Genomic DNA, 11,831 nt, shown 5'->3' with positions numbered 1-11,831 from the left:
GGAAGACGGTCTGCGCTTCGCTATCCGTGAAGGCGGTCGTACCGTCGGCGCCGGCGTCGTAGCCAAAATCATCGAGTAATCCCTCGACCGATTGAAAAAACCCCCGCTCAGCGGGGGTTTTTTTTATTGGGTTGACACTAAATGGGGGCGTCTATAGAATCACGCCTCCTTTTAGCGGGCGTAGTGCGTCCGTTGGGAACAGCCTGGAGTCTGAAATCCAATGCAAAATCAGCAAATCCGTATCAGGTTGAAGGCTTTCGACCATCGCCTGATCGACCAATCCACCCAGGAAATCGTGGAAACCGCGAAACGTACTGGTGCACAAGTGCGTGGTCCAATTCCACTGCCTACCCGCAAAGAGCGTTTCACCGTTCTGGTCTCCCCGCACGTCAACAAAGACGCGCGTGATCAGTACGAGATTCGCACTCATAAGCGTGTTCTGGACATCGTCCAGCCAACGGATAAAACCGTTGACGCGCTGATGAAGCTTGATCTGGCGGCAGGTGTGGAAGTACAGATCAGCCTCGGCTAAGACTTCGGTCTAGTCGTGTAACGCTCTGAAATGGGCGGCCATAGCGGGTGAAAGCCCCGTACACTCATGAGGTTTACAACATGACTATTGGTGTAATCGGTCGCAAGTGCGGTATGACCCGCATTTTCACCGAAGAAGGTGTCTCCATTCCGGTCACGGTCATTGAGATCGAGCCGAATCGCGTCACCCAGTTCAAAACTGAAGAAACCGATGGCTACCGTGCAGTGCAAGTCACTGTCGGCGAGCGTCGTGCTTCGCGTGTGACTGCCGCTCAGGCAGGCCACTTCGCCAAGGCCAACGTTGCCGCTGGTCGCGGTGTCTGGGAGTTCCGTCTTGAAGAAGGCGATTTCCAGGCTGGCGATCTGATCAAAGCTGAACTCTTCACTGCAGGCCAGCTGGTTGACGTTACTGGTCAGTCCAAAGGTAAAGGCTTCGCCGGTACCATCAAGCGCTGGAACTTCCGTGGTCAGGACAACACCCACGGTAACTCCGTGTCGCACCGTGTTCCTGGTTCCATCGGCCAGTGCCAGACTCCTGGTCGTGTGTTCAAGGGCAAGAAAATGTCCGGTCACATGGGCGCCGAGCGCGTGACTGTTCAGTCCCTGGAAGTAGTTCGCGTAGACGCTGAACGCAACCTGCTGCTGATCAAGGGTGCCGTACCTGGCGCTACTGGCGGCGACGTTGTTGTACGTCCAGCTGTCAAGGCTCGCGGTTAAGGGGAAACTGACATGCAACTTAATGTAAATGACGCTCAGGCGATCGAAGTTTCCGAACTGACTTTCGGTGGCGAATTCAACGAGACGCTGGTACACCAAGCAGTCGTGGCCTACATGGCCGGCGGCCGTCAGGGCACCAAGCAGCAAAAGACCCGTTCCGACGTGGCTGGTGGCGGTAAGCGCCCATGGCGTCAGAAGGGTACTGGCCGTGCTCGTGCTGGTACCACTCGTGGTCCGATCTGGCGTGGCGGTGGTGTAACCTTCGCAGCTCGCCCTCAAGATCACTCGCAAAAGCTCAACAAGAAGATGTACCGCGCAGCTCTGCGCTCCATCCTCGCTGAGCTGGTGCGTAGCGACCGTCTGGTCGTGGTTCAGGACTTCGCTGTTGAAGCACCGAAAACCAAAGATCTGCTGAACAAGCTGAACGGCATGGGTCTGAGCGACGTACTGATCGTTTCCGACGCTGTTGATCAGAACCTGTACCTGGCTGCTCGCAACCTGCCGCACGTCGACGTACGTGACGTACAAGGTTCCGACCCGGTCAGTCTGATCGCATACGAGAAAGTGTTGATCACTGTCTCGGCCGTGAAGAAATTCGAGGAGCTGCTGGGATGAACCAGGAACGCGTATTCAAAGTCCTCCTTGGCCCGCACGTTTCCGAGAAGGCTACCGTTCTGGCTGAGAAAAAAGGCCAGTTCGTATTCAAGGTTGCTACCGATGCAACCAAGCTGGAAATCAAGAAAGCTGTCGAAGGCCTGTTCAACGTAAAAGTTGAAAACGTGTCGACTGTTAACGTTCTGGGTAAAACCAAGCGTACCGCACGTGGTCTGGGCAAGCGTAATGACTGGAAGAAGGCGATCGTCTCCCTTCAGCCAGGCCAAGATCTCGATTTCAGCAGCAGTGCTGAGTAAGGAAGGGGTGCATCATGGCAATCGTTAAATGCAAACCGACTTCCCCTGGCCGCCGTTTCGTGGTCAAGGTGGTCAACAAGGAGCTGCACAAAGGCGCTCCTCACGCACCGCTGATCGAGAAAAAATCGAAGTCTGGTGGTCGTAACAACAATGGCCGCATCACCACTCGTCACGTTGGTGGTGGTCATAAGCAGCATTACCGTCTGGTCGACTTCCGTCGCAACGACAAAGATGGCATTCCAGCCACTGTCGAGCGTATCGAATACGACCCGAACCGTACTGCTCACATCGCCCTGCTGTGCTACGCAGACGGTGAGCGTCGCTACATCATCGCCCCTAAAGGCGTGAGCGCTGGCGACCAGCTGATCGCAGGTGCCCTGGCCCCAATCAAGGCCGGTAACTCCCTGCAGCTGCGCAACATTCCAGTAGGTAGCACCATCCACGGCATCGAACTGAAGCCGGGTAAAGGTGCTCAGATCGCTCGTTCCGCTGGTGCTTCGGCTCAGCTGATCGCTCGCGAAGGTGTCTACGTGACCCTGCGTCTGCGCTCTGGTGAAATGCGTAAAGTCCTGGCTGAGTGCCGTGCGACCCTGGGCGAAGTCTCGAACTCCGAGCACAGCCTGCGTTCGCTGGGTAAAGCTGGTGCCAAACGCTGGCGCGGCGTTCGCCCAACCGTTCGTGGCGTTGCCATGAACCCGGTTGACCACCCACACGGTGGTGGTGAAGGTCGTACCTCCGGTGGTCGTCATCCGGTATCGCCATGGGGCTTCCCAACCAAGGGTGCGAAAACCCGTGGTAATAAGCGTACCGACAACATGATCGTCCGTCGTCGCAAGTAACTAGAGGGATACGACAGTGCCACGTTCTCTGAAAAAAGGTCCTTTTATCGATCTTCACCTGCTGAAGAAGGTCGAAGTGGCGGTGGAGAAGAACGATCGCAAGCCAGTTAAAACCTGGTCGCGCCGTTCGATGATCCTGCCACAAATGGTCGGTCTGACCATCGCGGTACACAACGGTCGTCAACATGTCCCAGTTCTGGTGAACGAAGACATGGTCGGCCACAAACTGGGCGAGTTCGCCGGTACCCGCACCTACCGCGGGCACGTGGCTGACAAGAAAGCCAAGCGTTAAGGGGTAAGGAAATGGAAGTAGCCGCTAAGTTGTCGGGCGCTCGCATCTCCGCCCAGAAAGCCCGCTTGGTCGCCGACCAGATCCGCGGGAAGAAGGTGGGCGAAGCGCTCAACCTGTTGGCCTTCAGCAGCAAAAAAGCCGCTGAAATCATGAAGAAAGTCCTCGAGTCGGCCGTAGCCAACGCCGAACACAACGAAGGCGCAGACGTTGATGACCTGAAGGTCTCCACCGTCTTCGTCAACGAAGGGCGTTCGCTGAAGCGCATCATGCCACGTGCCAAAGGCCGTGCTGATCGCATCGTCAAGCGGTCTTGCCATATCACTGTCAAGGTTGCGGACAAGTAACGGAGTCGATCAGATGGGTCAGAAAGTACATCCCACTGGCATTCGCCTGGGAATCGTCAAGGAGCACACCTCCGTCTGGTACGCAGACGGTGCTACTTACGCAGATTACCTGTTGAAGGATCTGAAAACGCGTGAGTACCTCCAAGACAAACTAAAAAGCGCGTCCGTAAGCCGTATCGATATTCATCGTCCGGCTCAAACTGCACGCATCACCATCCACACCGCTCGTCCCGGTATCGTTATCGGCAAGAAAGGTGAAGATGTAGAGAAGCTGCGTCAGGACCTGACCAAGCAGATGGGTGTGCCTGTGCACATCAACATCGAAGAGATCCGCAAGCCGGAACTCGACGCTATGCTGGTTGCGCAGAGCGTAGCTCAGCAGCTGGAACGCCGCGTAATGTTCCGTCGCGCCATGAAGCGCGCCGTACAGAACGCCATGCGTATTGGTGCCAAGGGCATCAAGATCCAGGTGAGCGGTCGTCTCGGCGGTGCTGAGATTGCTCGTACCGAGTGGTATCGCGAAGGTCGTGTGCCTCTGCACACCCTGCGTGCCGATATCGACTACAACACCTACGAAGCTCACACCACCTACGGTGTGATCGGTGTGAAGGTTTGGATCTTCAAAGGCGAAGTTATTGGTGGTCGCCAAGAAGAACTGAAACCACAAGCACCAGCGCCTCGTAAAAAAGCTGCTAAGTAAGGGGTACGCCAAATGTTGCAACCAAAGCGTACAAAATTCCGCAAGCAGATGACTGGCCACAACCGTGGTCTGGCACTGCGCGGTAGCAAAGTCAGCTTCGGCGAATTCGCCCTGAAAGCTGTTGCTCGCGGTCGCCTCACCGCTCGCCAGATCGAGTCCGCACGTCGTGCGCTGACCCGTCACGTTAAGCGTGGCGGTAAGATCTGGATCCGTGTGTTCCCGGACAAGCCGATCTCCAAGAAGCCTCTCGAGGTTCGTATGGGTAAAGGTAAGGGCTCCGTGGAATACTGGGTTGCCCAGATTCAGCCAGGCAAAGTCCTGTACGAGATCGAGGGTGTTTCTGAAGAGCTGGCGCGCGAAGCTTTCGCCCTGGCTGCTGCAAAGCTGCCTCTCGCCACCTCCTTTGTTAAGCGGACGGTGATGTGATGAAAGCGAATGAACTTCGTGAAAAATCGGCACAGCAACTGAACGAGCAACTGCTCGGCTTGCTGCGCGACCAGTTCAATCTGCGTATGCAGAAAGCAACTGGCCAGTTGGGGCAGTCGCACCTGCTCTCGCAAGTTAAGCGTGACATCGCTCGCGTGAAAACTGTGCTCAACCAGCAGGCAGGTAAGTGATCATGGCTGAAGCTGAAAAAACCGTCCGTACGCTGACTGGCCGTGTCGTCAGCGACAAAATGGACAAGACCATCACCGTTCTGATCGAGCGTCGCGTAAAGCACCCGATCTACGGTAAATACGTTAAGCGTTCGACTAAGCTGCACGCGCACGACGAAGCCAACCAGTGCAAGATCGGCGACAAGGTTTCCATCCGTGAAACCCGTCCGCTGGCCAAGACCAAGTCCTGGGCACTGGTTGAAGTCCTCGAACGCGCTGTTGAAGTCTAAGGGCTAGGGGTCGGAGAAATTTTATGATTCAGACTCAATCCATGCTCGATGTGGCCGATAACAGCGGCGCTCGTCGCGTCATGTGCATCAAGGTGCTCGGTGGTTCGCACCGCCGTTACGCCGGCATCGGTGACATCATCAAAGTAACCGTCAAGGAAGCAATTCCGCGCGGTAAGGTCAAAAAAGGCCAGGTGATGACTGCTGTTGTCGTCCGTACCCGTCACGGTGTACGTCGCGCTGACGGTTCCATCATTCGTTTCGACGGCAACGCTGCTGTTCTGCTGAACAACAAGCAAGAGCCGATCGGCACTCGCATTTTCGGGCCAGTGACCCGTGAACTTCGTACTGAGAAGTTCATGAAGATCGTCTCGCTCGCCCCTGAAGTGCTGTAAGGAGATCCGACATGCAAAAGATTCGTCGTGACGACGAGATCATCGTGATCGCCGGCAAAGACAAAGGTAAGCGCGGTAAGGTGCTGAAGGTTCTGGCTGATGACCGTCTGGTCGTTGGCGGTGTGAACCTGGTCAAGCGTCATACCAAGCCTAACCCGATGGCGGGCGTTCAGGGCGGTATCGTCGAGAAAGAAGCGCCTCTGCACGCTTCCAACGTTGCCATCTTCAACGGCGAAACCAACAAGGCTGACCGCGTTGGTTTCAAAGTAGAAGACGGTAAGAAAATTCGTGTCTTCAAGTCGACCCAAAAAGCGGTTGATGCTTGAACACTGCTAGGTAGAAGACCATGGCACGACTGAAAGAGATTTACCGGAACGAAATCGCTCCTAAGCTTAAGGAAGAACTTAAGCTGTCGAACGTGATGGAAGTTCCGCGCGTTACCAAGATCACCCTGAACATGGGTCTGGGCGAAGCGATCGGCGACAAGAAAGTCATCGAGCACGCTGTAGCTGACCTGGAAAAGATCACCGGTCAAAAACCGGTCGTGACTTTCGCTCGTAAATCCATCGCTGGCTTCAAAGTCCGCGAAGGATGGCCGATCGGCGTCAAGGTGACCCTGCGTAGCGACAAGATGTACGAATTCCTGGACCGCCTGCTGGCGATCTCCCTGCCTCGGGTTCGCGACTTCCGCGGCCTGAATGCCAAGTCCTTCGATGGCCGTGGCAACTACAGCATGGGCGTGAAAGAGCAGATCATCTTCCCGGAAATCGACTACGACAAGATCGATGCTCTGCGCGGTTTGGACATCACCCTGACCACCACTGCTCGTTCGGACGACGAAGGCCGCGCTCTGCTGCGTGCTTTCAAGTTCCCGTTCCGCAACTGATTGGAGTAGGAAAATGGCCAAGAAGAGCATGAAGAACCGCGAGCTGAAGCGTCAGCTCACGGTAGCCAAGTTCGCTAAGAAGCGTGCTGAGCTGAAAGCGACCATCGTCAACGTCAACGCCTCTCCAGAAGAGCGTTTCGCTGCCGTTGTCGCTCTGCAGAAGCAGCCACGTGACGCTAGCGCCTCGCGCCTGCGCAACCGTTGCCGCCTGACCGGTCGTCCTCACGGTGTATACCGTAAGTTCGGCCTGGGCCGTAACATGCTGCGTCAAGCTGCAATGCGCGGTGACGTACCAGGTCTGGTCAAGGCCTCCTGGTAATCGCTGCAGGCAGAATCCCGGCGCAAGGGGAGCAATCTTCCGACCGCCGGTGACCTCGCCAACAAACAAGCCCCTATATGGGGCTTGTTTCGTTTCTGCCTTGTGTCTAGAATGACCGGCTCACCTGAGCCTGGGGTTTTTTGCCCTGCCTGCTCGGGTGGTTGTGATAGCCGCAAGGCTAATAATTCTTGTATCAGGAGCATCTAGCCCATGAGTATGCAGGACCCGTTAGCGGACATGCTAACTCGCATCCGTAATGCCCAGATGGCTGAAAAGTCCGTCGTAAGCATGCCTTCCTCCACTTTGAAGGTCGCGGTTGCCAAAGTTCTGAAGGACGAAGGTTACATCGCTGGCTACCAGGTAACTGGTGAGGCCAAGCCTTCCCTGTCGATCGAACTGAAGTACTTCGAAGGCCGTCCGGTCATCGAGGAACTGAAGCGCTCCAGCCGTCCAGGCCTGCGCCAGTACAAGTCCGTCGCAGAGCTGCCGAAAGTACGTGGCGGCCTGGGCGTGTCTATCGTCTCCACCAACAAAGGTGTGATGACTGATCGCGCTGCGCGCGCTGCCGGTGTCGGCGGCGAAGTTCTGTGCACAGTGTTCTAAGGGGAGATAGGCATGTCTCGCGTCGCTAAGAACCCCGTTAAGCTGCCAGCAGGCGTCGAAGTCAAATTCGCCGGCCAGCAGCTTTCGGTGAAGGGTGCCAAAGGCACTCTCGAACTGAACGTTCACTCGTCTGTTGAAGTTACCGAAGAGTCTGGCGAGCTGCGTTTCGTCGCTCGCAACGGTGATCAGCAAGCTCGCGCCATGGCCGGTACCACCCGCGCTCTGGTGAACAACATGGTCCAGGGCGTAAGCCAAGGCTTCGAGCGCAAGCTCCAGCTGGTCGGTGTTGGTTACAAGGCACAGGCCAAGGGCACCGTCCTGAACCTGGCCCTGGGCTTCTCGCACCCAGTGGACTACGAACTGCCAGCCGGTATCACCGCTGAAACCCCTAGCCAGACCGACATCCTGATCAAGGGTATCGACAAGCAGCTGGTGGGTCAGGTGGCCGCTGAAATCCGCGACTTCCGTCCGCCAGAGCCTTACAAAGGCAAGGGTGTGCGTTACGCGGACGAAGTAGTCCGTCGTAAAGAAGCCAAGAAGAAGTAGGGCCTAGCAAATGACCGACAAAAAAGTTATTCGACTGCGTCGCGCTCGCAAAGCACGCCTCAAGATGCACGAACTCGAAGTCGTGCGCCTGTGCGTGTTCCGCTCCTCGCAGCACATCTACGCCCAGGTCATTTCGGCCGACGGCAGCAAGGTTCTGGCAAGCGCCTCGACCTTGGACAAAGAACTGCGTGATGGCGCCACTGGCAACATCGACGCGGCCACTAAGGTTGGCAAGCTGGTAGCTGAGCGCGCGAAAGCCGCCGGTGTATCTCAAGTTGCCTTTGACCGTTCCGGCTTCAAGTACCATGGCCGCGTCAAAGCGCTGGCTGATGCTGCTCGTGAAGGCGGGCTGGAGTTCTAAGTTATGGCAAATAACGATCAAAAGCGCGACGAAGGCTACATCGAGAAGCTGGTTCAAGTTAACCGCGTTGCCAAAACCGTAAAAGGCGGCCGTATCTTCACCTTCACCGCGCTGACCGTGGTAGGTGATGGTAAAGGTCGTGTTGGCTTCGGCCGTGGCAAGTCGCGCGAAGTACCTGCCGCGATCCAGAAAGCCATGGAAGCTGCTCGCCGCAACATGATCCAGGTTGACCTGAAGGGCACCACCCTGCAGTACGCCACCAAGGCCGCCCACGGCGCCTCGAAGGTTTACATGCAGCCTGCCTCGGAAGGTACCGGTATCATCGCCGGTGGCGCAATGCGTGCTGTCCTGGAAGTTGCTGGTGTTCAGAACGTTCTGGCCAAGTGCTACGGTTCGACCAACCCTGTGAACGTGGTTTACGCCACCTTCAAGGGCCTGAAAGCCATGCAATCTCCTGAATCCATTGCTGCCAAGCGCGGCAAGAGCGTCGAGGAGATCTTCTGATCATGGCAACCGTAAAAGTAACGCTGATCAAGAGCGTCTCGGGCCGCCTGCCTAACCACAAGCTGTGCGTTAAAGGCCTGGGTCTGCGTCGCATCGGTCACACTGTAGAAGTCCAGGATACTCCCGAGAACCGCGGGATGATCAACAAGGCTTACTACATGCTGAAGGTCGAGGGTTAATCGATGAAACTCAATGATCTGAGTCCAGCGCCGGGTTCCCGTCGCGAGAAGCATCGTCCAGGTCGTGGTATCGGTAGCGGTCTGGGTAAGACCGGCGGCCGTGGCCACAAAGGTCAGACTTCCCGTTCGGGTGGTTCGATCGCTCCTGGCTTCGAAGGCGGTCAACAGCCGCTGCACCGTCGTCTGCCGAAGTTCGGCTTCGTTTCCCTGAAAGCCATGGACCGCGCCGAAGTGCGTCTGTCCGAGCTGGCCAAGGTGGAAGGCGACGTGATCTCCGTGCAATCCCTGAAGGATGCCAACGTGATCGGCCAGAACGTACAGCGCGTGAAAATCATGCTGTCTGGCGAAGTCACTCGCGCAGTCACCATCAAGGGTATCGCAGCCACCAAGGGTGCGCGTGCGGCTATCGAAGCAGCTGGCGGCAAGTTCGAGGAATAAATGGCTAAGCAAGGTGCTCTCTCTTCGCTCGGTAAGGGCGGGATGTCGGAACTCTGGGCTCGTCTGCGCTTTCTGTTCATGGCGATCATCGTCTATCGGATAGGTGCGCATATCCCGGTTCCTGGCATCAATCCGGACCGTCTGGCGGATCTGTTTCGGCAGAATGAGGGGACCATTCTTAGCTTGTTCAACATGTTTTCCGGTGGCGCGCTCGAGCGCATGAGCATCTTTGCACTGGGGATCATGCCGTACATCTCGGCATCGATCATCATGCAGCTGATGACTGCGGTCAGCCCGCAACTGGAGCAGTTGAAGAAGGAAGGTGAAGCTGGCCGTCGCAAGATCAGCCAGTACACCCGCTACGGCACCGTTATCCTGGCACTGGTTCAAGCCATTGGCATGTCCATTGGCCTGGCCAACCAGGGCGTGGCGTTTTCTGCGGGCCTGGGCTTCCATGTCGTTGCCGTCTCCACCTTCGTGGCAGGCGCGATGTTCATGATGTGGCTGGGCGAGCAGATCACCGAGCGCGGTGTGGGCAACGGTATCTCGATGTTGATCTTCGCAGGTATCGTTGCCGGTCTTCCGAGAGCAATCGGGCAGTCTTTCGAGTCTGCACGCACAGGCGATATCAACATTTTCGCCCTGGTCGCTATCGGTTTGCTGGCAGTAGCGATTATCGGTTTCGTGGTGTTCATCGAGCGTGGTCAGCGTCGTATCGCCGTTCACTACGCCAAGCGTCAGCAGGGCCGTAAGGTCTTCGCTGCGCAGACCAGCCACTTGCCGCTGAAGGTGAACATGGCGGGGGTTATCCCGGCCATTTTCGCGAGCAGCATTCTGCTGTTCCCGGCTTCGCTGGGTGCCTGGTTCGGTCAGTCCGAAGGTATGGGCTGGCTGCAGGACATCTCGCAGTCGATCGCTCCTGGTCAGCCGTTGAACATTTTGCTGTTTAGTGCAGGGATCATTTTCTTCTGCTTCTTCTACACAGCGCTGATGTTCAACCCGAAAGACGTAGCGGAAAACCTGAAGAAGTCCGGTGCCTTTATTCCGGGTATCCGTCCTGGTGAGCAGTCGGCACGCTACATTGATGGCGTTCTGACCCGTTTGACCATGTTCGGTGCTCTTTACATGATGGCCGTCTGCCTTCTGCCCCAGTTCCTGGTGGTGGCGGCAAATGTGCCGTTCTACCTTGGCGGGACCTCGTTGCTGATTGTGGTAGTGGTTGTGATGGACTTCATGTCCCAAGTACAATCGCACCTCGTTTCGCACCAGTACGAATCCCTGATGAAGAAAGCCAACCTGAAAGGCTACGGTGGCAGCGGTCTGCTGCGCTGATACGCCCCTAAGGTTCGAGGAGTCGGTAATGAAAGTTCGTGCATCGGTGAAAAAGCTGTGCCGTAACTGCAAGATCATCCGTCGCGAAGGCGTCGTACGTGTGATCTGCAGCGCGGAACCGCGTCACAAACAGCGCCAAGGCTGAGTGTGATCTGCGCTTCAAACCCAGCAGCTAGTGTGCTGCTGGGTTGATTATTCGTTTCTACAGCGATATTATCTCGCGCCCTATTTCTTGGCTTCCGGGGCGTAGGTAGCTGTCAATTGGAGTCCCACTGAATGGCCCGTATTGCAGGCGTCAACATTCCAGATAACAAGCATACTGTTATCTCGCTGACCTACATCTATGGTGTCGGTCGCACAACTGCGCAGAAGATCTGCGCAGACGCTGGTGTAAACCCAGCCGCAAAGATCAAGGATCTGAGCGACGAGCAAATCGAAACCCTGCGTGGCGAAGTCGCGAAGTTCACCACCGAAGGTGACCTGCGTCGTGACGTCAACATGAAGATCAAGCGCTTGATGGACCTGGGTTGCTACCGCGGCCTGCGTCATCGTAAAGGTCTGCCGGTTCGCGGTCAGCGCACCAAGACCAACGCACGCACCCGTAAGGGCCCGCGTAAGCCGATCCGCAAGTAATCGCCCAGGAATATAGACATGGCAAAACCTGCTGCTCGTCCTCGTAAGAAAGTCAAAAAGACAGTGGTTGATGGCATCGCCCACATCCATGCTTCTTTCAACAACACCATCGTGACCATCACCGACCGTCAGGGCAATGCTTTGTCCTGGGCGACCTCCGGTGGTTCGGGTTTCCGTGGTTCGCGCAAATCCACCCCGTTCGCAGCTCAGATCGCTGCTGAGCGTGCTGGTCAAGCTGCGCTGGAATACGGTCTGAAGAACCTCGACGTTAACGTCAAGGGTCCAGGTCCAGGTCGTGAGTCCGCCGTTCGTGCACTGAACAGCTGCGGCTACAAGATCGCCAGCATCACCGACGTGACGCCAATCCCGCACAACGGGTGCCGTCCGCCGAAGAAGCGTCGCGTGTAATCAGGAGACA

The 11,831-nt window shown here is 56.6% G+C and carries 25 protein-coding genes and 1 pseudogene; all 26 read left to right on the top strand.

All coding sequences use genetic code 11. The features are described 5' to 3' along the window. Positions 1 to 79 (top strand): annotated as a pseudogene (locus TZ03_RS29385) (elongation factor Tu); the annotation flags it as partial. 141 nt (positions 80 to 220) lie between these two features. Further along, on the top strand, positions 221 to 532 hold the full coding sequence (gene rpsJ, locus TZ03_RS26225; RefSeq protein ID WP_003186070.1) for a 30S ribosomal protein S10: 312 nt from the start codon (positions 221 to 223) through the stop codon (positions 530 to 532). An 80-nt stretch (positions 533 to 612) separates the two neighbouring features. Then, positions 613 to 1,248, top strand: a complete 636-nt coding sequence (rplC, locus tag TZ03_RS26220; RefSeq protein ID WP_003255486.1) for a 50S ribosomal protein L3 — start codon at positions 613 to 615, stop codon at positions 1,246 to 1,248. A 12-nt stretch (positions 1,249 to 1,260) separates the two neighbouring features. Beyond that, positions 1,261 to 1,863: a 50S ribosomal protein L4 gene (rplD, locus tag TZ03_RS26215; RefSeq protein WP_003255485.1), complete on the top strand. Its 603-nt coding sequence runs from the start codon at positions 1,261 to 1,263 to the stop codon at positions 1,861 to 1,863. Beyond that, entirely contained in the window at positions 1,860 to 2,159 is a 300-nt protein-coding gene (gene rplW / locus TZ03_RS26210) for a 50S ribosomal protein L23 (protein ID WP_003255484.1), read from the top strand. Before rplD ends, rplW begins: the two co-directional genes overlap by 4 nt. Before the next feature lie 14 nt (positions 2,160 to 2,173). Continuing rightward, positions 2,174 to 2,998, top strand: coding sequence for a 50S ribosomal protein L2 (gene rplB, locus TZ03_RS26205; protein ID WP_003255483.1), 825 nt, complete (start codon positions 2,174 to 2,176; stop codon positions 2,996 to 2,998). Positions 2,999 to 3,014: 16 nt separating this feature from the next. Further along, a complete protein-coding gene (gene rpsS, locus TZ03_RS26200) occupies positions 3,015 to 3,290 on the top strand; it encodes a 30S ribosomal protein S19 (protein ID WP_003255482.1) in 276 nt (91 codons plus the stop codon). An 11-nt stretch (positions 3,291 to 3,301) separates the two neighbouring features. Next, positions 3,302 to 3,634 carry a 50S ribosomal protein L22 gene (gene rplV / locus TZ03_RS26195; protein ID WP_003103908.1) on the top strand — a complete coding sequence of 111 codons (333 nt, stop codon included), beginning with the start codon at positions 3,302 to 3,304 and terminating at the stop codon, positions 3,632 to 3,634. A gap of 13 nt (positions 3,635 to 3,647) precedes the next feature. Continuing rightward, positions 3,648 to 4,334, top strand: a complete 687-nt coding sequence (gene rpsC / locus TZ03_RS26190) for a 30S ribosomal protein S3 (protein WP_003255481.1) — start codon at positions 3,648 to 3,650, stop codon at positions 4,332 to 4,334. A gap of 12 nt (positions 4,335 to 4,346) precedes the next feature. Continuing rightward, positions 4,347 to 4,760, top strand: a complete 414-nt coding sequence (gene rplP / locus TZ03_RS26185) for a 50S ribosomal protein L16 (RefSeq protein ID WP_003255479.1) — start codon at positions 4,347 to 4,349, stop codon at positions 4,758 to 4,760. Next, the gene (gene rpmC, locus TZ03_RS26180; RefSeq protein WP_002555481.1) at positions 4,760 to 4,951 is read left to right on the top strand and encodes a 50S ribosomal protein L29; all 192 of its coding nucleotides are present in this window, start codon (positions 4,760 to 4,762) and stop codon (positions 4,949 to 4,951) included. The genes rplP and rpmC overlap by 1 nt, the downstream gene beginning before the upstream one ends. A gap of 2 nt (positions 4,952 to 4,953) precedes the next feature. After that, positions 4,954 to 5,220, top strand: coding sequence for a 30S ribosomal protein S17 (rpsQ, locus tag TZ03_RS26175; protein WP_003255478.1), 267 nt, complete (start codon positions 4,954 to 4,956; stop codon positions 5,218 to 5,220). A 23-nt stretch (positions 5,221 to 5,243) separates the two neighbouring features. Beyond that, positions 5,244 to 5,612, top strand: a complete 369-nt coding sequence (gene rplN / locus TZ03_RS26170) for a 50S ribosomal protein L14 (protein WP_002555479.1) — start codon at positions 5,244 to 5,246, stop codon at positions 5,610 to 5,612. An 11-nt stretch (positions 5,613 to 5,623) separates the two neighbouring features. Next, on the top strand, positions 5,624 to 5,938 hold the full coding sequence (gene rplX / locus TZ03_RS26165; protein WP_016715319.1) for a 50S ribosomal protein L24: 315 nt from the start codon (positions 5,624 to 5,626) through the stop codon (positions 5,936 to 5,938). A 20-nt stretch (positions 5,939 to 5,958) separates the two neighbouring features. Then, on the top strand, positions 5,959 to 6,498 hold the full coding sequence (gene rplE / locus TZ03_RS26160; RefSeq protein ID WP_003255474.1) for a 50S ribosomal protein L5: 540 nt from the start codon (positions 5,959 to 5,961) through the stop codon (positions 6,496 to 6,498). Between the two features lie 13 nt (positions 6,499 to 6,511). Beyond that, a complete protein-coding gene (rpsN, locus tag TZ03_RS26155) occupies positions 6,512 to 6,817 on the top strand; it encodes a 30S ribosomal protein S14 (RefSeq protein WP_009681970.1) in 306 nt (101 codons plus the stop codon). Positions 6,818 to 7,027: 210 nt separating this feature from the next. Next, complete coding sequence (gene rpsH / locus TZ03_RS26150) at positions 7,028 to 7,420, top strand: 30S ribosomal protein S8 (RefSeq protein ID WP_009681971.1); 393 nt, start codon at positions 7,028 to 7,030, stop codon at positions 7,418 to 7,420. Positions 7,421 to 7,432: 12 nt separating this feature from the next. Beyond that, a complete protein-coding gene (gene rplF, locus TZ03_RS26145; RefSeq protein WP_009681972.1) occupies positions 7,433 to 7,966 on the top strand; it encodes a 50S ribosomal protein L6 in 534 nt (177 codons plus the stop codon). Between the two features lie 10 nt (positions 7,967 to 7,976). Next, positions 7,977 to 8,327, top strand: a complete 351-nt coding sequence (rplR, locus tag TZ03_RS26140; RefSeq protein ID WP_009681973.1) for a 50S ribosomal protein L18 — start codon at positions 7,977 to 7,979, stop codon at positions 8,325 to 8,327. Positions 8,328 to 8,330: 3 nt separating this feature from the next. Next, positions 8,331 to 8,831: a 30S ribosomal protein S5 gene (rpsE, locus tag TZ03_RS26135; protein WP_003255465.1), complete on the top strand. Its 501-nt coding sequence runs from the start codon at positions 8,331 to 8,333 to the stop codon at positions 8,829 to 8,831. 2 nt (positions 8,832 to 8,833) lie between these two features. Continuing rightward, positions 8,834 to 9,010, top strand: coding sequence for a 50S ribosomal protein L30 (rpmD, locus tag TZ03_RS26130; protein ID WP_003255463.1), 177 nt, complete (start codon positions 8,834 to 8,836; stop codon positions 9,008 to 9,010). Positions 9,011 to 9,013: 3 nt separating this feature from the next. Then, on the top strand, positions 9,014 to 9,448 hold the full coding sequence (gene rplO / locus TZ03_RS26125) for a 50S ribosomal protein L15 (protein ID WP_003257107.1): 435 nt from the start codon (positions 9,014 to 9,016) through the stop codon (positions 9,446 to 9,448). Beyond that, positions 9,449 to 10,780 (top strand): preprotein translocase subunit SecY, encoded by a 1,332-nt coding sequence (gene secY / locus TZ03_RS26120; protein WP_003255459.1) that lies wholly within the window; start codon positions 9,449 to 9,451, stop codon positions 10,778 to 10,780. A gap of 28 nt (positions 10,781 to 10,808) precedes the next feature. Beyond that, a complete protein-coding gene (gene rpmJ / locus TZ03_RS26115; protein ID WP_002555468.1) occupies positions 10,809 to 10,925 on the top strand; it encodes a 50S ribosomal protein L36 in 117 nt (38 codons plus the stop codon). Between the two features lie 131 nt (positions 10,926 to 11,056). Next, positions 11,057 to 11,413, top strand: coding sequence for a 30S ribosomal protein S13 (rpsM, locus tag TZ03_RS26110; RefSeq protein WP_012316515.1), 357 nt, complete (start codon positions 11,057 to 11,059; stop codon positions 11,411 to 11,413). A gap of 18 nt (positions 11,414 to 11,431) precedes the next feature. Further along, positions 11,432 to 11,821 carry a 30S ribosomal protein S11 gene (rpsK, locus tag TZ03_RS26105; RefSeq protein WP_003255454.1) on the top strand — a complete coding sequence of 130 codons (390 nt, stop codon included), beginning with the start codon at positions 11,432 to 11,434 and terminating at the stop codon, positions 11,819 to 11,821. Positions 11,822 to 11,831: the final 10 nt, after the last annotated feature.

The organism is Pseudomonas sp. 10-1B (genome assembly GCF_000935045.1).
GTDB lineage: Bacteria > Pseudomonadota > Gammaproteobacteria > Pseudomonadales > Pseudomonadaceae > Aquipseudomonas.
Note: the sequence above shows the minus strand (reverse complement) of the source record. Positions and strands in the feature narration are given on the sequence as shown.